The sequence below is a fragment of the Aeriscardovia aeriphila genome (assembly GCF_002259595.1).
GTDB classification, from domain to species: Bacteria; Actinomycetota; Actinomycetes; order Actinomycetales; family Bifidobacteriaceae; genus Aeriscardovia; species Aeriscardovia aeriphila.
This window is the reverse complement of sequence record NZ_MWWU01000002.1, coordinates 810,874-837,840: the sequence shown is the minus strand read 5'-3', so window position 1 is coordinate 837,840 and position 26,967 is coordinate 810,874. Positions and strand designations below refer to the sequence as shown.

The 26,967-nt window shown below is 54.5% G+C and carries 19 protein-coding genes, 3 tRNA genes and 1 pseudogene; 17 read left to right on the top strand and 6 right to left on the bottom strand.

What is annotated here, in order from left to right:
• Positions 1-128 precede the first annotated feature (128 nt).
• The 4 genes from AEAE_RS04555 to AEAE_RS04540 all read left to right on the top strand — a co-directional run bounded on the left by AEAE_RS04555 (position 129) and on the right by AEAE_RS04540 (position 3,857).
• Entirely contained in the window at positions 129-1,628 is a 1,500-nt protein-coding gene (locus AEAE_RS04555; RefSeq protein WP_094689926.1) for an ATP-dependent helicase, read from the top strand.
• Between the two features lie 163 nt (positions 1,629-1,791).
• Positions 1,792-2,721 carry an ABC transporter ATP-binding protein gene (locus AEAE_RS04550; protein WP_094689925.1) on the top strand — a complete coding sequence of 310 codons (930 nt, stop codon included), beginning with the start codon at positions 1,792-1,794 and terminating at the stop codon, positions 2,719-2,721.
• A gap of 14 nt (positions 2,722-2,735) precedes the next feature.
• On the top strand, positions 2,736-3,410 hold the full coding sequence (locus AEAE_RS04545) for an ABC-2 transporter permease (RefSeq protein ID WP_094689924.1): 675 nt from the start codon (positions 2,736-2,738) through the stop codon (positions 3,408-3,410).
• Positions 3,411-3,485: 75 nt separating this feature from the next.
• On the top strand, positions 3,486-3,857 hold the full coding sequence (locus AEAE_RS04540) for a DUF1304 domain-containing protein (protein WP_094689923.1): 372 nt from the start codon (positions 3,486-3,488) through the stop codon (positions 3,855-3,857).
• 271 nt (positions 3,858-4,128) lie between these two features.
• Here AEAE_RS04540 and AEAE_RS04535 read toward each other — a convergent pair whose 3' ends face one another.
• Positions 4,129-5,676 carry a zinc-dependent metalloprotease gene (locus tag AEAE_RS04535; RefSeq protein ID WP_094689922.1) on the bottom strand — a complete coding sequence of 516 codons (1,548 nt, stop codon included), beginning with the start codon at positions 5,674-5,676 and terminating at the stop codon, positions 4,129-4,131.
• A gap of 60 nt (positions 5,677-5,736) precedes the next feature.
• Between AEAE_RS04535 and AEAE_RS04530 the strand changes: the two genes are divergently transcribed.
• Positions 5,737-6,687, top strand: a complete 951-nt coding sequence (locus AEAE_RS04530; RefSeq protein ID WP_158520507.1) for a S16 family serine protease — start codon at positions 5,737-5,739, stop codon at positions 6,685-6,687.
• 205 nt (positions 6,688-6,892) lie between these two features.
• On the top strand, positions 6,893-7,315 hold the full coding sequence (locus AEAE_RS04525; protein WP_244569615.1) for a DUF3052 domain-containing protein: 423 nt from the start codon (positions 6,893-6,895) through the stop codon (positions 7,313-7,315).
• A gap of 194 nt (positions 7,316-7,509) precedes the next feature.
• On the opposite strand, the gene AEAE_RS04520 is transcribed toward AEAE_RS04525, so the two are convergent.
• Together AEAE_RS04520 and AEAE_RS04515 are read right to left on the bottom strand one after the other, a co-directional pair.
• Positions 7,510-8,382 (bottom strand): PASTA domain-containing protein, encoded by an 873-nt coding sequence (locus tag AEAE_RS04520; RefSeq protein WP_094689920.1) that lies wholly within the window; start codon positions 8,380-8,382, stop codon positions 7,510-7,512.
• Between the two features lie 122 nt (positions 8,383-8,504).
• Positions 8,505-8,578 (bottom strand) — tRNA-Val (locus AEAE_RS04515).
• A gap of 306 nt (positions 8,579-8,884) precedes the next feature.
• Here AEAE_RS04515 and AEAE_RS04510 point away from each other — a divergent pair.
• The 3 genes from AEAE_RS04510 to AEAE_RS04500 all read left to right on the top strand — a co-directional run bounded on the left by AEAE_RS04510 (position 8,885) and on the right by AEAE_RS04500 (position 11,670).
• Positions 8,885-8,957 (top strand) — tRNA-His (locus AEAE_RS04510).
• A gap of 329 nt (positions 8,958-9,286) precedes the next feature.
• Positions 9,287-10,528 (top strand): MFS transporter, encoded by a 1,242-nt coding sequence (locus tag AEAE_RS04505; RefSeq protein ID WP_158520505.1) that lies wholly within the window; start codon positions 9,287-9,289, stop codon positions 10,526-10,528.
• Between the two features lie 134 nt (positions 10,529-10,662).
• Positions 10,663-11,670 carry a nucleoside hydrolase gene (locus tag AEAE_RS04500; protein ID WP_094689918.1) on the top strand — a complete coding sequence of 336 codons (1,008 nt, stop codon included), beginning with the start codon at positions 10,663-10,665 and terminating at the stop codon, positions 11,668-11,670.
• A 181-nt stretch (positions 11,671-11,851) separates the two neighbouring features.
• Here AEAE_RS04500 and AEAE_RS04495 read toward each other — a convergent pair whose 3' ends face one another.
• Together AEAE_RS04495 and AEAE_RS04490 are read right to left on the bottom strand one after the other, a co-directional pair.
• Positions 11,852-14,179: a glycoside hydrolase family 3 N-terminal domain-containing protein gene (locus AEAE_RS04495; RefSeq protein WP_094689917.1), complete on the bottom strand. Its 2,328-nt coding sequence runs from the start codon at positions 14,177-14,179 to the stop codon at positions 11,852-11,854.
• 258 nt (positions 14,180-14,437) lie between these two features.
• Positions 14,438-14,509 (bottom strand) — tRNA-Glu (locus AEAE_RS04490).
• A 307-nt stretch (positions 14,510-14,816) separates the two neighbouring features.
• Here AEAE_RS04490 and galE point away from each other — a divergent pair.
• Positions 14,817-15,827: a UDP-glucose 4-epimerase GalE gene (galE, locus tag AEAE_RS04485; RefSeq protein ID WP_094689916.1), complete on the top strand. Its 1,011-nt coding sequence runs from the start codon at positions 14,817-14,819 to the stop codon at positions 15,825-15,827.
• Between the two features lie 468 nt (positions 15,828-16,295).
• Here the strand turns inward: galE and AEAE_RS04480 are convergent.
• Positions 16,296-17,192, bottom strand: a pseudogene (locus AEAE_RS04480) (glycosyltransferase family 2 protein); the annotation flags it as partial.
• A 121-nt stretch (positions 17,193-17,313) separates the two neighbouring features.
• On the opposite strand from AEAE_RS04480, the gene AEAE_RS04475 reads away from it, so the two are divergent.
• From AEAE_RS04475 to folE, 7 genes are all read left to right on the top strand, one after another.
• On the top strand, positions 17,314-19,011 hold the full coding sequence (locus AEAE_RS04475) for an AI-2E family transporter (RefSeq protein ID WP_158520503.1): 1,698 nt from the start codon (positions 17,314-17,316) through the stop codon (positions 19,009-19,011).
• Positions 19,011-20,276 carry a glycosyltransferase family 2 protein gene (locus AEAE_RS04470; RefSeq protein WP_094689913.1) on the top strand — a complete coding sequence of 422 codons (1,266 nt, stop codon included), beginning with the start codon at positions 19,011-19,013 and terminating at the stop codon, positions 20,274-20,276. The genes AEAE_RS04475 and AEAE_RS04470 overlap by 1 nt, the downstream gene beginning before the upstream one ends.
• Complete coding sequence (locus tag AEAE_RS04465; RefSeq protein WP_094689912.1) at positions 20,273-21,802, top strand: D-alanyl-D-alanine carboxypeptidase; 1,530 nt, start codon at positions 20,273-20,275, stop codon at positions 21,800-21,802. Before AEAE_RS04470 ends, AEAE_RS04465 begins: the two co-directional genes overlap by 4 nt.
• Before the next feature lie 9 nt (positions 21,803-21,811).
• Entirely contained in the window at positions 21,812-23,083 is a 1,272-nt protein-coding gene (gene tilS / locus AEAE_RS04460) for a tRNA lysidine(34) synthetase TilS (RefSeq protein ID WP_094689911.1), read from the top strand.
• A 33-nt stretch (positions 23,084-23,116) separates the two neighbouring features.
• Positions 23,117-23,674, top strand: a complete 558-nt coding sequence (gene hpt / locus AEAE_RS04455; protein ID WP_094689910.1) for a hypoxanthine phosphoribosyltransferase — start codon at positions 23,117-23,119, stop codon at positions 23,672-23,674.
• A gap of 369 nt (positions 23,675-24,043) precedes the next feature.
• Positions 24,044-26,167, top strand: a complete 2,124-nt coding sequence (gene ftsH, locus AEAE_RS04450) for an ATP-dependent zinc metalloprotease FtsH (protein WP_094689909.1) — start codon at positions 24,044-24,046, stop codon at positions 26,165-26,167.
• Complete coding sequence (gene folE, locus AEAE_RS04445; RefSeq protein ID WP_094689908.1) at positions 26,164-26,916, top strand: GTP cyclohydrolase I FolE; 753 nt, start codon at positions 26,164-26,166, stop codon at positions 26,914-26,916. Before ftsH ends, folE begins: the two co-directional genes overlap by 4 nt.
• The last annotated feature ends 51 nt before the right edge of the window (positions 26,917-26,967 follow it).

The window sequence follows — 26,967 nt, the reverse complement described above, 5'->3', positions numbered from 1 at the left end:
TCAGTTTCCTTCTCGCTTTCGTGCGGCTCAAGATTATCAGCACGAAAGTTATCCACATGTGTCGAATAATCTTGTTCGATTGTCCGGGCACGCTAGGCTAGGAGGCAAAGGGCGAGAAGGAGCGTGCAATGTCTGGTTTGAAGCGAGCTGAGGCCATCCTGGATGGTTTGGATGAGTTTCAGCGCAAGGCTGCCACCCAAATTTCGGGTCCAGTGCGCATTCTTGCCGTTGCGGGCGCGGGTAAAACGCGGACGATTACTCGCCGTATCGCCTATGCCTGCGCTATCGGAGCATGGCAAGAGGACCTCACCTATGCGGTGACGTTCTCGCGGAAGGCTGCTCAGGAGATGCGCGAGCGTTTGCGAGGCTTGGGAGTGACTCGCGTGCACGTTTCTACTATTCATTCTCTGGCGTTGCAGCAGTTGCGAGAACTGTGGACGGAGTTTGTGGAAGAACCGTTTCCCGACCTCGACACGAAAACCTCGCGCTTCATCGTCCCTTCAGTGGAAGAGGTGGTGAAGCTGCAGTCTGAGTTGACAAAGCGAGAGATCAACGATATTCGCGCTGAAATCGACTGGTCAGTGGTAAGCCTTCTCACGCCCGAAGTCTATGAAACTATTGCCGCACAGGAAAATCGCCCGCACCCAGCTGGGCTCTCTTACGCACAGATGGCTCAAGTGATTCGCGCGTTTGAGAGGCGCAAGGCACATCAGCGCGCCTTTGATTTCAACGATATTCTCCTCCTGCTCATTCATTTGCTGAGTGTGAGCGAAGAGGCGAGGCAAACAGTGCATCGTTCTATGCGCTGGATCACGGTGGATGAGTATCAGGATATTTCTCCACTGCAGCACCGTCTGATCAGCTTGTGGGTGGCCCCGGAGCACAATATTTGCGTGGTGGGGGACCCTGCTCAAACGATCTACTCGTTTAATGGTGCGACCAGCTATTATTTGCGCCATTTTGGTGAGGAGTTTGCCCCTCTTTCTGCTGACCTTCGTTTGGACACAGACTACCGCTCCACCGGTTCGATTATTTCCTATGCGAACCGCGTGCTATCTCATTCGGAACACCCTGACCTGTATGTCACCTTGAAAGCAAATAAAGGTGCGGGCGCTAAGGTGCTCATGAAAACCTACGCCACAGAAAAGCGGGAAGCACAGGAAGTAGCTGCGAGCATTCAAGCGCTGGCTCAAAAGGGAGTGTCCTTGGATGATATTGCTGTGCTTTCGCGCATTAACGCTCAGCTTCCCGTCATTCAACAGGAATTGGATGAAAAGCTGATTGCCTACCGTTCTCGCCATGCTGATAGGCAGGGAGAAACGAAGGAAAGCTTCGCCAAAGCCATTCAAAAGGGAGTGGATTCGGGTGCTATCACCTCGTTGAACACTCCGATGGTCACGCTCACTACGATTCATGCGTCGAAAGGCTTGGAGTGGGATTATGTGTTCATCATCGGCTCCAGTGACGGCATGATTCCTTTTGGTACGGAGAACATTGAGGAAGAGCGCCGCTTGTTCTATGTTGCGTTGACGCGAGGAAAGAAGAACGTTGAGATCAGCTACTCGCGCACGAAAGACGAATACTCCACCTATCAGCGCGAACCGAGTCGCTTCACACAGGGAGGGTGAGGCTAAGGCCTGCGCTGCAGCTGACTCGCCTGCGTTGCCCTATCTGCGCTGTCACAGCCTCGCCGCCGCCCGCCCGCTGCCTCAAATCCGTCAGTTTTACCTTCCTGGGCGTACGAAACATAAGTATGGAAGAATAGAGCCTAAATGAACTACAAGGAGGTGGATGGTGGAGGCAACAGCAGCATTGAAGGTGCAAGGACTGGCAAAAACCTACGGCCAGTTCCACATGCAGGATGTCAGTTTTGAACTCAACTTCGGGCGCATCATGGGCTTCGTGGGGCGTAACGGAGCCGGTAAAACAACCACTATCAAAATGATTCTGGGAATCGTCTTCCCTCAAGCAGGAAGCATCGAGCTTTTCGGCAAGCCGTATAGCCCTGATGTCGTCGGCAAAATCGGCGTCGTCATGGACTCACCGTACTACTCGGGCGAATGGAAACTCACCGAAGTGGAATCAGCCTGCAAACACGTGTACGACAACTGGGATTCTGCAGCGTTCTACGCCCGCCTGAACGAATTTGGCCTCGACAAGAACAAGAAGGTGAAAGAGCTGTCCCGCGGTATGTCTGTCAAACTGCAGATTGCCGCAGCTTTGAGCCATGACGCTCAACTGCTCATCATGGACGAGCCAACCTCAGGTATAGACCCTCTGGCTCGCGACGACATTGGTGAAATGCTCGAAGATTTCGTTTCCGACGGCAATCATGCAGTTTTCTACTCGACGCATATCACCACTGACCTGGAGAAAACCGCCGATGACATCACTTTCATTCGCGACGGCGAAATTCTCTACACCGGTACCAAGGCCGAGTTGCTGACAAAGTACATGACTGTGGAAGGGGAGGCCGCTCAGGTGAGCGAGCAGCTTAAAGCCCAGCTGGTGGGTTGGCATGAGCATGCTGGTCGCTTTGACGCTCTCATTGCTCGTGAGGCTTTAGATTATCAGCAGCTTCCCGATTCGTGCACGTCCCACCCTGCATCGCTGGATGACATTGTGGTGTCCTTCTCGCGTGCCACGAGAAAAACCACTGCACCGACCGCATCCCTGGCCGCATCCTCGGCCACACCATCAACTCTATCCCCAGAAAAGTGAGTAAGGAGACCACTATGAAGAAGATCCTCTGGCTCGACTGGATGGTCAACAAGATGTTGCTCTCCTGGAAATACATCATCCTCTGGCTAGTCCTCGGCGCCTTCATCGCCGTTTCCGCCGGCTCGCTGGCTGGTGCCTATATGGGTGTGCTCGTCGGAACCTCGGCTGCAACCATGCCGTTCCTCTACGGTGAAAAGACGAATATGAACGCCTGGTACGTCACTTTGGGCATTTCGCGCAAGGACGTGGTGCGAGGCCGTTATATTTCCTCACTGCTTTTCGCGGTGGTGACGACTCTGGTCGGCCTGGTCTACGGCTACCTCATTTCTGTGGGTGCCGACCTTCTGGGCTTTGGTAATCCTGAGCTGAAAATGATCGATGCGAAAGTGTCCTTCTTCTGCGCTCTCACCGCTATCCTCTTCGCCATTCTTGACTTTTCGATTACCCTGCCGATCTACTTTGGCATGGGCTACCAGAAGGGCCAGTATGCGGCGATCATCCCGTACATCATCATCTGCATTGCCGGTGGCGTCGGTATGGGCTTCGTTGGCGATAAGGGATTGGCAGTTTTGGGCTATATTGTCACGCATTTGTGGTGGATTATGCTCGTAGTCTCCATTATTTTCGTGGCTCTTTATTACGTTTCTTATCTGGTCTCCGCGAAGCTGTTTGCGAGGAAAGAGTTTTAACGCAGAAAGAGTTTTAACGCAGAAAGAGCGTTAAAGTGGCTCGTGCGATGTGAGTTGTATCTGTAAGGAGTTCTCATGGTCTGGCTTATGGTTGTTTTCTCCGGCTTGGCTGCTCTGCTGAGTGTTTTTATTTGGTATTTGGAAGCTTTCTCTTGGGATAAGCAGGCTACCAAGGTCTTCGGCCATACGGCCAAGGAGGCACAGTCTACAAAAGAGATTGCCTTTAACTTGGGCTTCTACAACCTCTTCTTGGGCTTGATTACTGCCGTTGGCTTGGTGTTGTTCTTCTTCGTCAAGCCTGCTGGTGTGGCACTGATCGGTGCTGGCTTGGGCTCCATGCTCGCCGCCTCGCTGCTGCTCTTCTTCACTTCACCTGACAAGCGCGCCGCTGCTGTGAAGCAGGGCTTCTTGCCACTGTTGGGCTTGATCTTCTTGTTCCTCGTCTGAGTTTCTCAAGATTATCAGCGCGCTTCAGGCTCCTTCTTCGAAAGCTTCGGTGAAGGAGCCTTTTTCATACCTGAACTCATCACCTGCGTCGTGCTTTCTGGCGCTTGGTTGGTGTGGTGATGATGTTGGCGGGCGTAGATACGGCTTGTTGCTGTTGAATATACGAGCATAATGCGTGCTGAAGTAAAGGATGCAGCGACGGATCGGGTATGAGAAAGCCGCCGTTATCGTAAAGATAACGACGGCTTTCAGTGTCCTGAAATGAGATTCATTAGTTCTGAGAATCTGGGGTTGAACCCTGATTGTCAGAACTGGAGTCGCCACCATCGTGACCATCACTCTTGTCTTGCTCATCACCAGACTCTTCAGCAAGCAGCGAGTCGAGAGCAGAGTCCCAATCGTGCTGGCGAGGCTGAGGGGTAGCAGGCTTCTGCTCACCAACAGGCTCAGAAGAGGGGAGAGTTGGCAACAGATCAGGGTGATGCCAGTGAGCATCCCTACCGGAAATACCTTCCTGAGCAGTGAGCTCTTCCCACAGCTGGCAGGCCTCGCGCGCTTGAACAGGGCGAAGCTCCAAGCCCAAGAGGTTCTCGAAAGTCTGCTCAGCAGGTCCGCCCACCGCGCGACGACGACGCAACATCTCCCGCAGAGCATCCAACTGCGGCAAATACGCTTGAGCAGCACGCCAGGTGACGCAATCCACCCATCCTTCCACCAAGGCGAGCAAAGTCTCGAGGCTACGCTTGGCTTCCTTCTGCTCGTCAGTCTCCTTCATGGCGATATTCGACATGTTGACAGCCCCAGAAATACCCTGCGGGCTCATCTCCGTCGACTCACGCAACTCACGCTCGATAGCATCACGGTCGACGCTAATTCCGCGCGCGTACTTCTCCACCAACACCTGAATGCGGGTCGGCAACCACGGTGCGGCAGAGTAGAGGCGAGCGAAAGCCTGCTCGCGCAACACCAAATAGTTCACCACCGTGTAGTGAGGAATATCGAGGCGGCGCGCGTACTCATCAATGTTTTGCGGCAGCACCGCGCCGGCAGCATTGTTGACCATGGCAATACCTTGGTCGAAGGAGCCGAACACTTCCTTAGAAAGCTGGGCCGCGTTGACGCCCATCTGCATGGAGAAACTCGTCACACCCAGCATGCGCATAATATCTGACGGCTTCTTCACGCCGTCAGGAAGTTGGATCGGAACAGGCCCAGCAAACACGCCGATCACCTGATTATCACCATCTTCGCCGTCCGCACCGTCAGAGTCGCTGCCCAAGCCGCCAAAGCTTGCGCCACCAAAGTTCTCATCAAACACGGAGGAGAGCTCTTCCGTGGTCGCCTTAGCAACAGGAGTGGCGAGGTTAATCCACGTGTCAGCAGTCGAGTCAATCCATTCCGAGCGCGAAATCAAGCCCGTCTTGCCCGGAGCTGGGGTGAAATCAGTAGCAGAATCCAGCCACAAGGAGGTTTCTGAGAGAGCCTGCGTGTAACGCTGGAAAGTGCCGGCAGTAATCACATGGCCAGCCTGGCTTGCTGCGGAGGTTGGGTCGTTGACCGAGCCGTGAGCAATCGTGTTGTAGAGCTTACGGTTAATAGGGCTTCCCAAGTCGGGGGAGAGCGATTGCAAGTTCACGGATCGCAGCGAATCCATAAACGAGTGCATTTCGTCAGGGCTGGGTAGGCCGTTGCTTTGCGCTTGCTGCATCATCTGCTCGCGAATGCTCTCTGGCATCTTCTGGAAATTCTGCCAGGCTTCTTCTCCGCCTTCAGCACCAAAGCTGTCCAGCATCCATTGGTGAAGTTCTTCGCTGTCCATGTCACATCCGTTCATTCAACTGTCAGAGCATTTTGAGCCTTATGCCATACTATGAATGATATGGCGCAAATGCATAGGGATAAAGGCGAAATCTCACCAGAAGCTTCAACAGCTGGCCTGAATACAGGCCAAACCAAGATTATCAGCACGCAAAACGAGCACTCGCTTCGCTCCACCAACGTTTTCGTGCGCACCTACCGCTGGTTTACTGCGAGCGCGTGGAGAGTTTTCGCTCTGGTGTGCGTGGTGTGCTTGGCGCTTCCTACCGGTTTCACCATTGAAATGCCAGGGCCTACGCAAAACGTCCTTGGTAATCTTGGGCAACAAGTAGGTGCCAGCGGCAAGAATGCGGTCGCCGCCATCCAGGTCACAGGTGTGAAAACGCATAAAGAGAGCGGCAAGCTGCTTTTCACCACCGTCAATGTGGAGGGAATTCCGGAGCAGCCAAGCCTTGTTGCTGAGAACGTGTGGGGTTGGGTGAGTCCTCACGCGGTGGTTTACCCTTCGGAAGTGTTTTTCCCTGCCGAGCAGACGGGCGGAGAGTATGAGGCTGAGCAGAAGAAGCAGATGAGTAGCGCTCAAAGTTCAGCCGTGTTGCAAGCCAAGAAGTTCTTGAGCGAGAAGGGGATTGACGCTTCCGCTGCGCGCTTCACCTTGGGTGCGGGCGATGTGGGCGGCCCTTCTGCAGGTTTGATGTTCACCTTGGGTGCGATTACGCGCGTCACCCCTGAGGATGAAACCAACGGTGTGACGATTGCTGGTACGGGCACGATGGAGAAGGACGGAAAAGTTGGGCCGATTGGTGGCGTGCGCTTGAAGCTGCTGGGTGCTCGCCGTGATGGTGCGAAATGGTTCTTGGTCCCTGCCTCGGACTGCGCTGAGGCGTACGGCCATATTCCTGAAGGCATTCGTGACGTGCGCGTTTCCACGTTGAGCGAGGCGTACGACGCTGTTGTCGCCATCGGACAGGGTAAGGCTACAAGTTTGCCGCATTGCACGGCGCGAGGTTAGCGCGAGGTTAGCGCGAGGTTAGCGCGAGGTGCCATCCTTTCGCTGGCGTGAGGTCGTCGCGAGGCTAACGAGAGCTTAGCACGAGCAGCGTGCGAAGCCATCGCCGGCTTTCCTTGTGTTTCTACTGATCTCTCTTCACGTAAACAACGGAAAAATTTGCGCGTGTGGAGCTGGTGCAATCGTGAGGCCTTGATATGCTGAACACGTGGCTAACGAAACCTCTACTAATAATGCGAAGGAATTCGGTTTCAAGACCGGCGACGTGATCCAGGAATGGATGTGGGATGACGACGTCGATGAGGATATCCGCGAGGCAATTGCGGATATTACAGGTACGGACCTCGAAGACGAAGATTATAACGGACCTGTCGATGGCGCTATTCTGTGGTGGCGTGACGGTGATGATGAGGATACTCTTTCCGACACGATTGTTGATGCCTCCACTCCTTTGGAAGAAGGCGCGGCGTTGTGGGTTATCACTCCGAAGCCAGGTCGCGAAGGTGCAGCAAGTTCCTTTACTATCAATAATGCTGCAAAGGCTGCTGGTATGAATTGCGCTGCTAATAAAACTGTCAGCCGCAACTGGAATGGCATTAAGCTCAACCAGTTCGGTAACGGTGAACACTGACCTAGATTATCAGTACGCAGCGTGACAATCAGTACGATTTATGATTGTCAGCATGAATTTCTCCCGCGGAACACTCACGTGTTCCGCTTTTTGTTATGCGATGTTGCGTGTAAAGAAAAAAGGCAAGGAAGCACGCGCCTGTGCGACTTCCTTGCCTGTTATGAGCAGTCAACTGACGATTGAATTGACATCGATCAGTAAACGTCAAATTGAACGACGTCGGGGCTGCTTGTTGTTCCCGAAATCGAGCATTCGAGGGTTCTATTCTTAAGCTTCACGCCCAACTCATTCGTTACGTCGACTTTAACCTTATAGAACCAAGTGTTGTCGTCCTTCGGGGTAATTTCTTGAAGAACTCCGAGAATAGAGTGCATCTTGAAACCGGCAGGATACTGGTCTTTTCCATAAAGTTCGCAAGCTGCCATTGCTGAGTCTTTGCTTAGCTTTGCTTCAAGGTTCTTTTCTCGGCTCTCTTTCTCAGTTTTTGCCTTGATGTTATCAACCGTATCCATAGTCAGGCTGATCTCATCATCATCCGCCAAAGCTTGGGTAACTTCCCATTCGACACCCATGTTATGGTCACTCTTCAAGCGATCTTCAGTGAGCTCAGTCTTGTTTTCGGCAGAGAGAGAAACTTTCGACGCTTTTTCTTTTGCTTTGCCGAGTGCTTCCAAACCATTCATATGCACAAGGGTCTGAGCGTAGTTCTTAAATTCTTGTTCTGCTTGTTGAGCTTTCTCGCGTATCTCTGCATTGATCTGTAATTGTGACTTCGTCTCTAAGATAATCTTCGTATCGGGGACGACCGATTTTTTCGCTTGCGGGGACTGCTTCTGCACAATGCCGTCGGAATAGAAGGATTTTCCTGATCGCTTTTCTTCAACATTGGTGAAGCCGGTCTTTTTTAGCTTTTCCTCAGCGTCTTTATATTCCATACCGATTACAGAGGGAACTTTTATCGGCTTGGGAGGGTCAATAGCTTCTGCAATTGCACCTATGATCGCTATGGCGATAAAGGCGATTACAATCCATCCAATAATTCGTATCTTACGTTGAGCAGGCATCATTACTCCGACTCGAAAATGAAGGTTAGGCCAACTTCCAGGCGATTAATGAGCGAAGGAGCTCAGAATACGGTGAAAGCTCACTAATTCTACGGGGGGGGCGACAGGTGGAATAAAGAGAAAAGTGGGCGATGAGGGGCTCGAACCCCCGACATCCACGGTGTAAACGTGGCGCTCTAGCCAACTGAGCTAATCGCCCAAAGCTACGACAGCTTTCGAACAGAGTTAACCATAGCACATGAACAGCGGCAACACACAAACCTTCGGAGCAAAACAGAAAACGGTGTGTGATGGAGTTCAGAGATGGAGTTCATAAATGCAGCTGATAAAAAGAGTCTGCAACACTAGTTCTGGTATTTTGTTCATGGAAGGACAAGGGAAAAGCAGTGGGTATATGCGGATGTGTTTCACTGTTTGCCCTGGGCAACACACCGAAAGTGAATGAGGTATTCCCTTTCTTCGGATTTCGTGTAACATAGTCTCCTGTTGCTATATGCAATGCATGGTGGATATAGCTCAGTCGGTAGAGCACCTGATTGTGGTTCAGGAGGTCGCGTGTTCGAGCCACGTTATCCACCCTGGTAGGGGAAAGCCGGAACGAAAGTTCCGGCTTTTCGCGTTTTGGGGCTGCAATGAGAGAACAAAGAAAGCAAGCAGGTGTAGGAATTTTGAAGTTTTTGCACCTGCTTTGCTTTTTCCCTTCTTATTTCCACACAGTGCGCACAATTTTTTGTCATGCTGGACTCTTCATAGATCGCACAAGAGGGTGCGTGTTTTGCTCATACGGCTGCACACACGTTTGCGCACAGGGTTGGCTCACACGTCTGCGCCCAGTTGGCTCATGCGTCTGCCTGACCTACTGCTCACGTGTGAGCTCGCACCGCTTGTGCTCACAGGGAGGAATGACATGCAGGTATCCGCATCTGCACGCAGAGCACCATGGTTGGTGTTTCTCGGCTGCTGTGTTCTCAGTTTCTTAGGCTTTGGTGTCATCGTTAACACGCCTGGTCAGTACTTCTCTACGTTGAGGGCCGTCTTCCACGTGTCTCAGTCAGCAGTGGCCCTCACTGTGACAGTACAGATGCTGATGGGAAGCCTTATGCTCGTGGTTGGCGGTAAAATTCTCGAACGCTACGACTCACGCAAAGTGCTCTTCCTCTGTGTTGCTGTTGTCGCTCTCAGTTTTCTCGCCTGCTCTTTTGTTACTGCCTTTTGGCAGTTCTATGTGATCTTTGCCATTATGGGTGCGGCTTACGCAATTCCTGTTCTGCTCGCTCCGCAGGCGTTGCTTTCTAATTGGTTTGAGAAACGTTTAGGCATGGTGATGGGCATCGCTTTAGGCTTGTCTGGCCTTGCTGGAGCGTTGTTCCAGCCTATTGTTGTGGCTTGGATGAGCACTCTGGGTTGGAGAGGATCGTACGCTTTGACCGCAGGGCTTTTTGCTCTGATCGCTCTTCCGTGCACTCTTCTCCTGCGTTTTGCTCCTGATAAGAGCCGAGGTGAGTTTGCGTATGGCCACGATGAAGAAGAGCACACGCAGAAGCCAACAGCTGCAGGTAGTGGCGTTACCCCTCGTCAAGCCTTCCGTTCCTGGGCCTTTGCTTTCTTTGTCCTGTCGATGGTTTTGCTTCAGATTGCCTCTGGCCTAGTTCAGCATGTGGCTACGTTTGAGAAGGATATGGGCTTGGCACCTTTAGCTGCAGCTTCTGTGGTGACAGGCATTATGATCGGTGCTGCCGTTGGTAAAGGCAGCATTGGTGCCCTTCTCGATCGCTTTAATGCGGTTGTAGTAGTGCTGACTTACGTCTTCTTCGGTGTGGCAGGCTGGCTGATCATCCTCTTCATTCACGTGCCTTCGCTTGCAACACTCGGTGGTGTTCTCGCTGGCATTGGGCAGGGCTATCTGTTGGTTGCGATTCCGTGGATGATTCGCGAGCATTTTGGCGCTGGCCATTATGCGCAGATTTACGCTCGTGCTGCGCTCGTTTCCAACGTGATGCTCGCCTTGTCGACGGGCTTGCACGGTGTGCTCTATGACGTGACGGGTAAGTCTTACCTGCTCTCCTTTAGCCTCACTCTTGTCGGCTACGTGTTGGCTACAGTTTTGGGCTTGGTTGCTTTTACCTATCAGCGCACTCGTCTTTCTTAAGATTGTCAGCCTGATTTTTGCCCGCGTTTGCGTGAGCTCAATCAGTTGTTCTCATCTGTGTATCCGCGCTCAGCTGGGCGCGGATTTTTTGTTGCCAGATTCTGTGGTAGTGAAGCTTCGATAATCTGATAGGTATGAAACTGATTGTGGACTGTGATACCGGCATTGACGACGCACTCGCTTTGATTTACCTTCTCACCAGCATGGATGCGACTCAGCATGGTTTGGCTGGCATTCCTGGTGCTGCAGATTCGAGTAACCCTGTCGAGCTGATTGGTGTAACGGCAAGTTTTGGCAATACGACTGCTCGGCAATCCGCCCGCAACAGCCTTGACCTTCTTGACCTCTTCGGCCACAGTGATGTTCCTGTGTTCCTTGGCCATGAACATGCTCTGGGTGCACGCAGTTTTGAAGTTTCACCTGGTTCTGCATTCATCCACGGGCTCAACGGGGTGGGTGATGTTGAACTACCTCACAGTGCTCGCGAGGTTGAAAAAATGCCTGCAGATGAATTCTTCATCGAATCAGCTCGCCGCTATGGAAGCGAACTCACCATTCTTGCCACAGGTTCGTTGACTTCTCTGGCTGCTGCCATTACTCGCGCGCCTGAAGCTATGGCGAAGGCGGGCCGCATTGTAGTGATGGGTTGCGCGCTCACTGTTCCTGGGTCAGTTAATGCCTGGACGGAAGCGAATGTGTCACAAGATCCTGAATCTGCAGATACTGTTCTTCGCTCGGGGCTTCCTTTGGTGATAGTGGGTCGTGACGTGACTGCTGTCACGCATTTGGCAACGGATGTTCCTCTGCGTTGGAAGGAATCTGGAAGCCCCATTGGCCTCCTTCTTGGCCAGATGGCGGCTTTCTACCAAAGGGCATATGCCGTGAATTTCCCTGCTCTCCATGGCTGCTTTTTGCCTGACCCTCTGGCCATGGCGATCACGCTGGATGAGAGCTTGGTAACGAACTGGCTTTCCCGCGACTTGTGCATTGAGCTTGATGGGCCGACCAGGGGACGCACTATTGCTAACCGTGATAATCTCTTCCAGCACTCTTCTACTCGAGTTGCCTTAGATTATCAGCGCGATACATTCCTCCAGCGTTTTATGACTCTCATGGATGCACAAATAACACATTCTCTCTAGTTATGTTTTCTCCACTCAGTGCGTGAGAAAGTAGCTAGAAACGAAGTAGTGTGAATGCTCAAGCCTGAGATTGATGGTGTGGAGACGGTTGTAAAAGTATGTCTTAATATGCAAAAAAGGGCGGCCGAAGCCGCCCTTTCCTGTACTAGCAAGCCTTTTAGCGTGCTGACAATCTTAGAGGTTACGCAACGCTAAAGCGAGTGGAGATGAGGTCCTTGTCAAGGCTGGAGTGACCAACCAAAACGTCAAATTCACCAGGCTCGACCACGCGCTTATCCTCGGCGTTGACCAGCGAGCAGGAGGAGACAGGAAGATCAATGGTGACGTTCTTCGTCTCACCAGGCGCAAGATGGACGCGAGCAAAGCCCTTCAGCTCACGATCAGCCCACGTCACCGACGTCACCACATCAGAGAGGTAGAGCTGAACCACTTCTGTACCAGCCCTCTTTCCAGTATTCGTCACATCCACATGAACACGAACCGTATCAGAGGTGCTAAATGGCGTGTCATTATCCTCGATGGTGAGGTTCGAATAGCTGAAAGTAGTGTAAGAGAGGCCTTCACCAAAGGCGAAAGCTGGCTCCTGGGTCAAATCAGCATAACGATAACCATGCTGGCCGCGAACCATGTTGTAGAACACAGGAAGCTGGCCGACGTGACGAGGGAAGGTGATCGTCAAACGGCCCGATGGGTTGTTCAGGCCCAACAGGGTTTCAACAATCGCCTGACCGCCCTTCATACCCGGCTTAGGAGCCCAGAGCAGGGCATCCGCGTTCATCGCAGACTCATGCAAGATGAGTGGCTTGCCGGACATGAGCACCACGACCAGAGGCTTGCCAGTAGCTGCCAGAGCATCCAACAGAGCATTCTGGCCACCGAGCATCTCCAAAGTGGCGGTAGAACGGCCCTCACCGGTGAGCTCAATGGTGTCACCAACGACGGCGACGACAATATCCGACTTTTCTGCAGCTTCCACAGCTTCCTCGATCTGGCGAGGGTCAACTGGGCAAGAAACTGCAACCTGAGGGCGAGGCTGACCATCGGGGAAAGTATCACCAGCAGGGTCCTTCTCCATGCGCACAATGTCAGCACCACGAGCGGTACGAAGCGTCCAATCCTCAGGCAGCAGGGCTTCGAAAGCATCCTTAATAGTAGTGGTGCATTCGCGAGGCTCTGGGTTCTCCTTCGTCATCCAGTTGACCTGGCCAGAAGCGCCAGCCCAATCGCCCAACTGCTCCTGAGCGTCGTCGATGAGCGGGCCAACCAAAGCGATGCTCTTCTTGAGAGGAGAATTCTGCTGTTGTGCTGCACTCGGTTGCTCGGTGTCATGTTGTGCTGCACCATCGAGGGGAGCAGTGAAGGGGAGAAGACCATTGTTGTGCAGCAAAACCAGCGACTCACGAGCAAGCTTCAGGTTCAGCTCACCATGTTCTGGCTTGCCAATCTCAGCCTTGATGCGCGCCTCATCAGCGAGACGAGGGTTCTCAAACAAGCCCAAGCGGAACTTCAAGGTGAGGATACGGCGAACTGCCTCGTCGATTTCCTCTTCGCTAATCAGTCCTTCCTTCAAAGCTTCGAGAGCGCCCTCGAAGAACTTTGGAGTGGTCATGATCATGTCATTACCAGCCTTCACTGCTGCAGCAGCAGCATGCGTGTAATCAGGCTGGAGCTTTTGAGTGTGAACGAGCTGGCCAACATTATCCCAATCGGTGACCAGAGTACCCTGATAATCCCAAGCCTTACGAAGAACATCGTGAAGAAGCCAGTGATTGACGGTAACAGGAGTGCCATCAATAGAGGAGTAGCCCAGCATGAAGGAGCCGACACCTTCGCGAGCAACGCACTCAAACGGAGGAAGGAACCAAGAGAGCATCTGACGCTTGGTGTGAGAAGCCTCAGAAGCATCGCGACCACCCCAGGTTTCCGAGTAGCCAGCGAAGTGCTTGGCAGTAGCGAGCAGAGCGTCAGAAGCGAGAGGTTCACCAGCCTTAGCTCCCTTTTGCAAGCCGCGGACTTGAGCGGAAGCCATCTCACCGATGAGGTACGGATCCTCGCCAAAGGTTTCGTCGACGCGACCCCAACGGGTATCGCGAGCAATGCACAGAACAGGGGAGAAGGCCCAATGCTCACCAGCGGCAGAACCTTCGATAGCTGTCACGCGAGCAGCCTTTTCCACGAGCTCAGGGTCCCAGGAAGCTGCTTGGCCCAACGACTCGGGGAAGATGGTGGCGCCTGGCCAGAAGCTGAAGCCGCGAATCAGGTCGTCGCCGACGAGCAGAGGGATGCGCAGTCGCGTCTTTTCGTTCATTTCGTAGGCTTCGCGCTGGCGAGCTGGGGAGGTGTGCAGAATGGAGCCCACGTGCTTGGTGAAGATAAGGTCGTTGAGGTCTTGCTGAGCGTCGAGCTGCATCATTTGGCCGACCTTTTCCTCAACGTTCATGCGGGAGAGGAGGTCTTCGACGCGCTCAGAGATCGGAAGGTTAGGGTCTCTAAATGGGAAGTCTGTCATAGTCTTTCCAATCTGTGCTTTCTGTACTTATAGATGTACTTCTGTATTGCACCTGCGGGCTACTTTGCCTGGCAGTGCTTTCTATCTTATCGATAAGGATATAGATAAAAAGACGGCATGTTGAAATGGGGCGAGGGAGCGTTGGACGAGGGCCAGAGACTGCGCTGGGAATTGAGCGGGTGGCGTTGAGCGAGGGTGCGGCAAGGCGCACTTAACCCGAGGGAGAAATAGGGGAAACAAAGAAAGAGAAATGAAAAGTAGCCCCGGAGAGAGTCGAACTCTCGTTGTCAGAGTGAAAGTCTGATGTCCTAACCGTTAGACGACGGGGCCAAGCCAAGATTCGATATTACAGGGAGCTTTCTGACTTGGCAAGAGCTTGTGGCAAGAAATGTTTTTTCCGCGTGTTGCAAGTGGAGCGACGGGAAGGTGACAGGAAGGTGACGGGCAGATGACAGAGATTTGCCAGCAATTACCAAGATTCCCAGTACGCAGAAACATAAAACGAACAAAAACGAACATAAGAGAACAAAAGCGAACAGTTCTTGTTATACTAAAGCACAGAACACGTCAACGACGCACACACAAGGGTTTGACGTGTCAACCGGTCATAATAGAAGCACCGGAAGAAAGGAATACCATGACAGTTCTCGTCACGGGTGGCTGCGGTTACATTGGCGGTCACGTTGTTCATGCCCTGAAGGAACGCGGTGAACAGGTCGTCATCGTTGACGATCTGAGCTATGGCACCAAGGAACATGCCTTCGGCAACCCTCTCGTCGTTCAGGACGTCGCCGCACCAGAAGCACGCAAGGTGCTCGCACAAGTCATGCGCCTGTACAAGGTGGACGCCGTCATCCACTTCGCCGCTCGCAAGCAGGTGGGCGAGTCGGTGGAAAAGCCTCTCTACTACTTCCAGCAAAACCTCAACGGCATGCTTAACGTGCTGGGTGCCATGGTTGACGCTTGTGTAGAAAAGCTCGTCTTCTCCTCCTCTGCAGCAACCTACGGTGTTCCACCGGTACCAGTTGTGCCAGAGGACGTTGTGCCAATGCTGCCAATCAACCCTTACGGCCAGACCAAGCTCTTTGGCGAGTGGATGGGTAACGCCGTCGCCAAGGCTCACGGCATCCGCTTCTGCGCCCTGCGCTACTTCAACGTGGCAGGCTGCGGCCCAGTCGAGCTGGAAGACCCAGCAATCCTCAACCTCATCCCGATGGTCTTCAACAACCTGAAGAAGGGTAAGGCTCCCGCAATCTTCGGCGCCGATTACGACACTGAGGACGGCACCTGCGTGCGCGACTACATCCACGTCTCCGACCTCGCCGACGCCCATATTGCTGCTATCAGCTACCTCGACCGCGACGACCGCCCATACTCGGCCTTCAACGTTGGCACAGGCAAGGGCACTTCGGTGCGTCAGATCGTCGAAGAGGTTCGCCGCGTCACTGGTCTGCCATTCCAAGAGAAAGTGGAAGCTCGCCGCGCTGGTGACCCGCCGCTGCTCATCGGCTCTCCCAAGCGCATCAACGAAGTGATGGACTGGCACGCCAAGTATGACGTCGAGGAGATCGTCGAGTCTGCGTGGAAGGCATGGCAGGCTAACCCGAACCACCACATCGACGTCGACAACTGGAAGCAGGTCGACTGACCTCACGCCTACCGCAACCACTTGGCTTGAGATTATCACCGCGCCTCATCGCGCACCGTCGTGAAGCTTGAGCGCATAAACAACTGCCCGCGCCTTTTGGTGCGGGCAGTTTGCGTTTCTGGCTGCGTTCAACAGCAGTGCTAATCTCGCGCGCGCAGCGCTAAGCCAGCGCTCAACTCACTAGCGTTACTCAGCAGACTTCTTGTTAATCTTCTCCAAGCGCTTCGCAACCTTCGCCTCAGCCTTGGCTTCCTTACGTTCAGCCTTCGCTTCCATCTTCTCGAGCTTCGCCTGAGCCTTTTCCCCAGCCTTCTCGAGCTTGTCACCAGCCTTTTCCAACTTGGCCTGAGCCTTCTCCAGCTTGACCTGCGCCTTCTCCTGGCGAGCCGTTGCGCGCTTGAGCTGCCAATTAGCCATTGACAAGCCCAACGAACGGTTCATCATCTCCTGCGGGTCAGTGTCCTCCGTGTCGCCCGTGAACTCCGACCACGTATCGAGAGCATCGTCCTCAGAAAGCTCCATCTGCTGCTTAAGCCACGCGCGCGCAGCCGGATTGATGTCATTAGAATCGAGCACCTTCTGGTACATCGGGTACCACAAATGCAAAATCGGGTACATCGCGGTGAACAAGTACTCCGGGCGCGTCGAACGCGAATGCTCCGGATGCGCATCAAAAGTGTTCTTAAAGCGCTGCATATACGCCTTAAACGACTCAAAACTCGTATCCATACGGCGAGCCGAAATACCTACCACCATGCGAGGGCAGTACACCGTCTTGAAATGGTGACCGATCAGATGCAAGGAGAGGTCAATATCCTCATGCAACACATCTTCCTTGTCTGGGCACACCTCGTTGGCAACCTGCTTCCACGCGGTTGCACGAACAGCCATATTCGAGCCAAAAAGCAAGCTCTGGCCATGGTCGGCCTTGTAAATATGCTTGCGAATAGCAGCATCACCCTTCAGCGAGAATTGGCGGGCAGGCATATCATAATACGCCACCGGCCCGGAAGCGCCCATAGCTTGAGGGTCCTCAGTAAACAGGGTGCTCACCGCTTCCACCCAGTCGGGGCGCAACATCGAATCGGCGTCAACGCGGCCTAAAATATCGCCGCTGGCATGGTTAAAACCGTAATTCCTCGTAGGAATGAGCCCCTGCTCAGCACTTTGATGCATCAGCTTGACGTGAGCATCGGGGTTCTCGTCAATAAACTGCTGCACGATGTCACACGTATTATCAGTCGAATTATTATCGACGACGAGCACCTCCGCAGCAGCCACGGTTTGACGAGTGGCGCAAGTCAGGCAGTCGGCAATATGTTCTGCCTCGTTCCATGCAGGGATGATGATCGATACGGAAAGCATAAATCCTACTTTATCGGCGAATATGACACTACCTTCACATTTGCCCGCTTTTGAGCATACAATCAGGCTTCTTGAGCATAATAGAACACAGAGATTATCAGTAACAGTGAGGCCAGTGCGTATGAAAAGCCAGAAAGCAATCCCTCAGATTGGCGAGCAGCAAAAAGTAGTGCTGCCAGGCACGCCAGAAGAGCAGATCGCCAAAGAGCGCACCAAGCAGGTGGAACTCAACCAAGTGCGAGCAGCTCAAGAGGCTGCTGGTGAAACAGGGGAGTCGGCCAGGCGTAAGTACGACGTCAACCGCCTCTTCCTGGCTGAGAATGACCCGCGCAAACCTCCGGCATGGCTTCCTCGCGCCATCCTGATGGTGATGGTCGCCATTTTCCTCGGTATTTTTATTTACCAGTACTGGGGGAATGTGGAAGGCCTTTTCGTTAACGTCATCATCTGCCTGTTTATCGCATTGGCGATGGAACCTGCTGTTGCGGGCCTGGTTCGTCACGGGTGGAAACGCTCAGTGGCGGCGCTGAGCGTGTGGTTTGCTGTGCTTATTGTGGTGGGCATTTTGGTGGCGATGTTTGGCTCCATGTTCGTCCAGCAGGTGACGGGCTTGATTTCCGGCATTCCTCACCTGTACTCGGAGCTCGCCAGTTTTGTGAGGGCACAATTTGATTATCAGCTGCCCGCATTCAACGCTTTAGGTAACCTCATTGCTCAGAATATTCAGACTTCCTGGATTACCGACATTCTGGGTTCGACGGCAGGTGCGGCCAGCTGGCTGATGGAGTTTGGCACCTCACTGATGGTCATTCTCTTCGTCACCTATTACTTCTCGGCGGGGCTTCCCAATATGCGCCGCAGCATTTGCTCCTGGCTTCCTCAGCGTTCCCAGCGCAGGTTCTTGGTGGTGTGGAGCGTGATTGAGGGCCAGGTGTCCTCCTTCTTGAGCTCTCGCGTCATTCTTGCGGTGATTTCAGCCATCTGCATGGGCATTTATATGCGCGTGACGGACATTCCTTACTGGCTGCCATTGGCGATGATGTACGCGATCATTTCCCAGTTTGTGCCGATGGTTGGCGGCATTATCGGCGCTATTTTGCCGGTGATCGTCGCCTGGAGTGACCAAGGGCTCAAGTCCGCGCTGTTGATTGTTGTGTATACGCTGGTCTACCAGCAAATAGAGAACATGCTCATCGCTCCGAAGATTCAGGAGAATACGATGGCAGTTCACCCTGCTGTGGGCCTGGTGGCTGTGTTTGCCTTCTCTAACCTGTTTGGCTTGTTGGGTGCTTTGCTCGCCCTGCCGGTGGTCGCTTCGGTTCAGGTGGTGATGACTGCTTACTTGCAGCGTCAGGAGTTGGTGGATTCGACTTTGCTCGACGTGGGCTCGGGCAAGGTGGCGAAGTCCAAGCTCGCCCGCTCGGCACAGTTGCTCTCCCAGAAGCTTACTGACCAAGGTCGTGTTGTTCGCTCCACATCCGGCAGGATTATCACTGCTACTGACCTCCAGATTCTTCAAGCAGAGAAGCAGTTTGCTGATTACTCGGAGGAGAATAGCGAAGCCAACCATGAGCGCGATTTCCCTGGCCACCCGTTCATGAGTGCTGAAGAGCTGGATGCGACGGAAACGGTTGCTTTGGCGAAGCGTTCTGCCGGTTCGCTGCGCGCGCAGTGGAGGAAGAACCAGGAAGCTCAGGCCTCGCCCGACATGGTGACGCAGGATCTGATGAAGCAGAACCTCGCGAGCGCGTCTGCGCACACGGACGAGGAACACAACAGCGGTGATAATCTTGAGTCGACCTCGGAGGTTCACCGCTAATGCTGGTTCTTCAGCTACTCGACATTCTGCTCATGGTGCTGGGCACGGGAGCGCTCATCTACCAAGTGGTCTACATTCTGGTCGCGCTCCTCGCTAAACCTCGCGTCTTCCCCGAGGCGGCCAAAGATCAACGCTTCGCCGTGCTCGTCTCCGCGCGCAACGAGGAGAACGTTCTACCGCACCTCATCGCATCCCTGCGAGCTAATGACTACCCACAAAACCTCATCGATATTTGGGTTGTCGCCGACAACTGCACCGACAACACCGCTCAAGTGGTGGAGAACCTAGGCGAACACGTCGTCGAACGCTTCGACAGCGAGCACATCGGCAAAGGCTATGCTCTCACCTTCCTGCTCAACAAGATGATGGCACTCGGGCAAGCCTCTCAATACGACGCCTTCTTCGTCTTCGATGCAGATAACTTCGTCGAGCCGAACTACTTCACCGAAATGAATAAGGTGTTCCAAGCAGGCTTCCCGGTGGTCACCAGTTTTAGAACCGCTTCGAACTTCGACCAAAATTGGGTGTCCTCCGGCTCGGGAATTTGGTGGCTGCGCGAAATGCGCTTCGTTAACTCTTCGCGCATGATTCTGGGTAACTCCGCTCAGGTGGGTGGAACCGGTTTCATGTTCAGTCAAGCCGTGATGCGCATGAACGACGGCTGGCGTTTCCACTTGCTCACCGAGGATGCGGAATTTGGCTTGAACTGTGTGCTCAACGGTATTCGCATCGGCTATTGCAATTCCGCTATTTTGTATGACGAGCAGCCGGTGCGTTTCAGTCAATCCTGGCAGCAGCGTTTGCGCTGGTCGGTGGGCTACTTGCAGGTGTGGCGCTACTATGCGGGTGCTTTGGTGGAGCATATGGTCCGTGAGCGTGATCTCTCCGCTCTTGATTTCTCGCTGTTTTTGGCACCTTTCACGGCGATGTGGTTCTTGCGCATCATCATTGGTTACGTTTTCGCGGCTCTCGGTTTCATTACGGTGAGCTCGCAAAACCAGGTGCTCATCAACTGGATTATCGGCCTAGTCGGCGGCATGCTTCTGATGATGGCACTTGCCGTGTTGTGTTGCATTTTGGAGCGCGACAAAATTCAAGCGTCGAATAAGGAACTGTTGGGTTATTGCCTCAGTTTCCCGGTGTACTTTATGTCGCTGGTGCCAATCTCAATTCTTGCCCTCATTTCTAAGCCTCAGTGGAAGCCTATTGCTCACCAAGGCCGCCAGATTGTCACTGCCAGCAATTCAGAGAGTGAGGAAGCATGACGAAGCTGCGAAAAATCGCGTCCCGCACTGCGCGTGTGACGCTCTCTGCTGCGCTCGCGCTCGTGGTGGGCTCCGGCCTGATTTGCGCTGACCACAACCAGATGGTGACGCGCGGCATGTTGGGCGGAGCGAGCCTTGTCGGCGGGGCTGGTGCTGGTAACGCTTCTGGCGCTGGAAACGCTGGCGCTTCAAAAAATGTGCCTTACCAGCCAGCAAGCTTGCTCGAAACAGTAGCGAGCAGAAAGGTCACTCCCAGCGTCACAGCTGCCACGCGCAAATACGACCTGGACATGAACGTCGTGAAGAAGGCCGTCGACGACTTCCAGAAGACCCCAGATTTAGGCGATAAATACGGCTTCGCCATCTCCGACGGGCGCGGCAGGGAAGTCAGCAGCCACAATGCTGACACGGCGTACACTCCAGCTTCAACGCTGAAATCGCTTACCGCGCTCGCTGCCGTTCATACGCTCGATATGAGCTCCACGCTGGCTACTGAGGTGTATGAACTTAACCAGCAGGGTGGGCAGGCCACGCTGATAATCAAGGGCCAGGGTGACATGCTGCTGGGAAGTGGTATCAGTGACCCTCAGCATGTGACCGGAAGAGCAGGCCTAGCGAGCTTAGCGCAGGAGACGGTCGCGAAACTCAAGAAGCAGAAAGTCACTCAAGTGAGCCTTGCTGTCGACGAGAGCTTCTTCACCCGTTCCATGCCTGCGCATATGCCGCCAGAATACTTGCAAATCGGCTATTTCACGCCGACGAGCGCGATGGCCATCGACCAGGGCAAGCAGTTTGGTGACTGGCAGAAGAATGGCGTTCCCGATTCTGAAGCGATGGCGTATGCTCCTCGCGAAGAAAACCCAGTGCCTGCCGCGGTGGCGAGCTTTGCCGCGAGCTTGAACCAGCAGGGAATTCAGGTGAAGCAGGGAGCTGACGGCAAGCAGGAGGCGAGTGCCAGCCAGAGGAAGGCGATTGCTTCTCAGCGCTCGATTGCGGTTGTTCACTCTGCTCCGCTGTGGCAGATCTTGCATTTGACGCTCACCCTCTCGGATAACACGCTAGCCGAGCTGTTTGGCCGTCTTGTTGCTCACCATCTGGGCTATGAGAATTCGCCGGCGGGGGCGCGTAAAGCCGTATATGACAAGGTGAAAAAGTTAGGTGTGGACCTTGCCGGGGCGAATCTTTCCGATACTTCCGGCCTTTCTGACGGCTCGGCTCTGACCCCACGCACCCTGCTTGCTGTTCAGGGTAAGCTTCTCAACTCAGCGGGGGCGAGCGCCTGGGAAGGCCAGCCCGTATCCGGCGAGATTGATACGACGGGTGATCTGCGCGCGTTCACTGATGGTGACCACGGTGTGATCCATCTGAAGTCGGGTTCGCTCGATGATGTGACGAGTATGGTCGCGAGCATTGAAACCAAGCGCGGGGGAGTGGTGATGGTCAGTGTGATTGTGAACAATCCGCCGAGCCATTATGCGGCGAGCCGCGCTATTGATAAGCTCCTCGTTGACCTGATTGCAGCTTAGGAGGCGCGCATGGATTGTGATGAGGCTCCCGCTTCTTCTGTTCGCCGCCCGCACTTAATTGCTGATTTTCGCCCGCGCAAATCGCAGGCAGTTCGCCTCGCTCGAGAGGCCGTGCTCGCAAGCCTTCGCGCACAAGAGACCCTGACGCAGCACTCTCAGCACGCCCAGTCCGTTAAGCACGTTGAGACCGCCCCGTCCTCCCATCCCGCGCAGCACACTGAGCCTGCCCAGCCGCTGGTGCTGGTCGCCGTCTCCGGTGGTCGCGATTCTCTGGCTCTCCTCGCCGTTACCATTCTCGCCGGGCGCGAGCTTAACTGGCGCGTCGCCGCCGTCTGCGTTGACCACCACATGCAGCCCGGCTCTACCCAGGTCGCCCGCAACACTCGTCAGGTTGCGCTGGGTTTAGGTTGCGAACACGCTGAGATTATCAGTATCAGCGTTGACCCTCGCCGCGGCGGGCCAGAAGCCGCCGCTCGTGCCGCGCGATATCGCGCGATTGCAGCACACGCCAAGCGGATTCAGGCGAGCGCAGTGCTTCTTGCTCACACGTTGGATGATCAGGCTGAGACTGTGCTTCTGGGTTTGCTGCGCTCTGCAGGCCCCGATGCGCTCGTCGGGATGCCACCCGCGTTCATTCGCCATGACGTCGCCTTCCTTCGCCCGCTCTTACACATCACACGCGCCCAGACTACGGCCATCTGCGAAGCCTTCGGGGTTCAGTGGTGGGATGACCCCACCAATGGCGATTCAGCCCTCAGCACTTCCGACCTTCCTCTGCGTTCCCAGATTCGCCAGCGGCTGATTCCACTGATGAAGGAACTCGGTGGGGAAGGCGTGAGCGAGCATCTGGCGAGCGTAGCCCACCACGAGCAAGCTCTTCGTACGAGCCTGGAAAGGCGAGTCGACGAGCTGGAACGCACCTGCGTGAAGCGACTTGAGGGCACTGATAATCTCGAGTTGCCAGCCTCAGTGCTCACCGACGACGAGGTGCTGGGCTCAAGGCTTGTGATGCGCCTGCTCAAGCGGGCAAATGTGGAGCCTAACCGTGAGAAAGTTCGCCAAGTGCTGAATCTGGCCAGCAGACCGACGCTCAACACAGAACTGCGCCTTCTTGACCGTCGAGGGAGAGTGGTGAGCTTCAAGAGGGTGAAGACGCAGGAAAGCAAAAGTCTGCGAACCTCAGCCAGCGCAACCACAGTGCCTGCCGCAGCCACCGCGTCAGCAGCCAGGGCAATCACCGACCTGCGCATCGAATTTCACAGGAACCCCACGTTTTGTTAACTGGCAGTAACGAAAGATTGGCAGGATAAAACCATGAAATATGATGACGTGAAAGATTCCATCTCCCAGGTGCTCATCTCCCATGAGGAGCTTGATTCCAAGCTTGACGAGCTTGCCGCACAGATTTCCCAGGATTATGCCGACGTTGATAATCTTTTGTGCATCGGCGTTCTCAAGGGTGCTGCCTATACGCTCGTCTCGGTGACCCGCCGCATGAGCATCTCCACCCCCGTCGACTTTATGTCCCTGTCCAGCTACGGCTCGGGTATGGAATCCAGTCACACCATTACCGTGCGTTCCGATCTCACTACTGACGTCGCCGGTAAGAACGTCCTGATTTTGGAGGACATTGTCGACTCTGGCTACACGCTCAACTGGCTGATTGCCGAGCTCAAGAGGCGTGGTGCCGCCTCCGTGAAGGTGATGGCGTTGTTGAGCAAGCCGGAGCGTCGCGAGTACGAGGTGCCGATCGACTACTTGGGCTTCACGATTCCTAACGAGTTCGTCGTTGGCTTCGGCATGGATTACAACGATCACTACCGCAACCTTGATTTTATTGGTGTTCTTGACCCGAAAGTCTATGCAAACTAAGGCGTATACCTCAACTTGTCACTGTGCTCATTCGTGCGCTGACACTTCGCTCGGGAAACTGCAGCTGTCCGCACGAGCGACGTGCGCTGAGACTTACTTTTCATACCGTTGAAGGCTTCTGGCTCATGTCAGAAGCCTTTTGCGTTGCCTGATTGGTAACCGACGCATGATCAGTGCATAGACTGCGCACATCTCGACGCCTCTGCTGAAGTGCAGTTCGATGCTGGATTATCAGACAGCTTTCAGGATAATTTCAACTTCCAGTCACTCATCCATGGAAAACTAGAACACGGTGCCACCACAGGATCAGTGTATGCACTGTTTCACTAGTGTGGATGGCAAGGTATTCGCCCGCGAAGGGAAGGCATAATGACATTTCCGCAAGGAGGTCCCGGTGGACCTCAGGGGTTTGGACCAGGCAGGGGCAATGACCCTCGCCGCGGCAACGACCCTCGCGACCCGCGAAACAACATGAACGTTCCGCAGGGCAACAAGCCAAACAAGCCATGGTATAAGCAGGTGTGGGTGTGGATCGTCGTTCTCATCCTCGCCGCACTCGTTGGCTTGCAAGTCAACCGCGCTCTGGCTCCAAAAACCATTAGCACCCAAGACGGCCTGACAATCTTGATGAAGCAGCCTGAGCAACTCAAGCGCGCAACCATCACAGAAGGCCACCAAACCGTCAGCTTGGAGCTCAAGTCCGACTTCAAGAAGACCGTCAACAAGCGCGAAGTCAACTACGGCAAGCGCGTCGTCTTCTACTACGTGTTCGGCCAGTCAACCCAGGTGGTCAAGGCGGTCGAAGACGTCACCAAGACCAACTCGGATTACACGTTTAACTCCGAAGTGCCGAGTGAATCGTGGATCAACGTTCTGATTACCACTTTGCTGCCAATGCTCTTGCTCATTGGTGCGATGTGGTGGGTCACGCGCTCGATGGGCGGCTCCCAAGGCCTGTTCGGCATGGGCGGAGGCGCTGATAAATCGCGCGTTCCTGACTCAGAGATCCCTAAGACCAAGTTCTCTGATGTCGCCGGTGAGGAAGCAGCCGTTCAGGAAGTCGAAGAGATTAAGGACTTCTTGAAGGACCCAGAAAAGTACCGTCGCCTCGGCGCTCGCATTCCTCGTGGCGTGCTGCTCTACGGCCCTCCAGGAACAGGTAAGACTCTTCTCGCCCGCGCAATTGCAGGCGAAGCAGGCGTGCCATTCTACGCTATGGCTGGTTCTGACTTCGTCGAGATGTTCGTCGGCCTCGGTGCTTCCCGCGTGCGTGAACTCTTCGACGAAGCCAAGAAGCACTCTCCGGCGATCATCTTCATCGATGAAATTGATGCTGTGGGCCGCAAGCGTGGTTCCGGCATGAACGGCGGCCATGACGAGCGCGAGCAGACGCTCAACCAGTTGCTCGTCGAAATGGATGGTTTCGACAACAACACCGGCTTGATTGTCATTGCCGCAACCAACCGCCCGGACGTGTTGGATAACGCACTGCTGCGCCCAGGCCGTTTCGACCGCCAGGTGGGTGTGGAAGCTCCTGACTTGGAAGGCCGCGAAGCTATTCTGCGCGTTCACGCGAAGGGCAAGCCATTCGTTCCGGATATCGATTTGCATATGATCGCTGTGCGCACGCCAGGCTTCACTGGTGCTGACCTCGCTAACGTGCTCAACGAAGCAGCTTTGCTCACGGCTCGTTCGAATGCTCAGCTCATTGATAATCGTGCTATTGACGAGGCCATCGACCGCGTGATGGAAGGCCCGCGCCGCCACACGCACTCCATGGCTTTGGAAGAGCTGCGTAACACCGCCTACCATGAGTCTGGTCACGCTCTGGTTGCTGCAGCCATGCATCACACGGACCCAGTCACAAAGGTCACGATTCTTCCTCGAGGGCGGGCTTTGGGCTATACCGCAGTCATGCCAACCGAGGATCGCTACTCGGAGTCGCGCGAAGGCTTGCTCGACCAGATGGCGTACGCCATGGGTGGCCGCACGGCTGAGGAAATCGTGTTCCACGATCCAACGACTGGCGCTTCCAACGATATTGAGAAGGCCACGCGCATTGCTCGCACGATGATCATGGAATATGGCTTCTCCACTCGTTTGGGCGCGGTGAAGTGGAATTCTGCTGAACCTCAGGGTGATGACATTTCCAACATCGCTCCTCACCCGTATTCGGAGAAGACGCAGGAGATTATCGACGACGAGGTTCACGAGCTCGTCGAGAACGCTCACACGGAAGCGTGGAAGGTTCTCAACGATAACCGTGATCTGCTCGACCAGATGGTCACCGAGTTGCTGGATAAGGAAACCTTGAACGAAAAGGACCTCAAGCGCATCTTCTCGACCATTAAGAAGGCTCCTGAACGCAGGCAGTGGCTGTCCGACCCGAATAGGCCTGATTCTGACCGCCCACCGGTTGCCATTCCTGAAAAGCTACGCAAGTATGCGAAGGAAGCTGAAGAGCGTGAAGAGGAGAGGCTGAAGCAGCAATGAGTTCGTCCTGTGTTGAGGAAAACTCCAGCGCTTTACGCCTGAAAGCTGGCGAGCCACAGGCCGCTGAGGCAGCTCAGGTCGGTGACGCTCAGGCTGGTGACACTCAGGCTGGTGACACTCAGGTCGGTGACGCTCAGGCCGCTGAGGATTCGCTGGAGCGCCAGTATCCGCCAGTCGACAAAGCCAAGGTTCGCCAAGCCGTTCGTCTCTACCTCGAGGCGATCGGTGACGACCCTGACCGTCCGGGCTTGCGGGAAACTCCTGACAGGATCGCTCGCGCCAGTACCGAACTGTTCGAAGGCTTGACCACCGATCCGCGCGAGATTTTGGAAAAGCGCTTCCCCGTCAACTCAGAAGAGATGGTTCTCGTTCGCGACATCGAGTTCTACTCGGTGTGCGAACACCACCTGCTTCCCTTCTTCGGAGTTGCCCACGTCGGCTACTTCCCCGGCAAAGAAGGCGTGTTGGGCCTGTCGAAACTCGCGCGCTTGGTGGACGTATACGCCCGCAGGCCGCAAGTGCAAGAGCAGATGACCGCTCAGATTGCCGACGCGCTGATGAAGTACGCCGACGCTCGCGGAGTGATCGTCGTCACCGAAGCAGAACACATGTGCATGGCAATGCGCGGAGTGCGTAAGGCGAATGCGCGCACCATCACCTCGGCTATCCGAGGCCGTATGGTCAACCCGACAACACGTGCAGAAGCAATGAGTTTGATCCTCAATTCTGCTCGTCTGTCGAACAACTAAGCGCGAGGGCCGGTGAGCTTCACAGCCGCCGGCCTTTGTGTATGGTGAAAG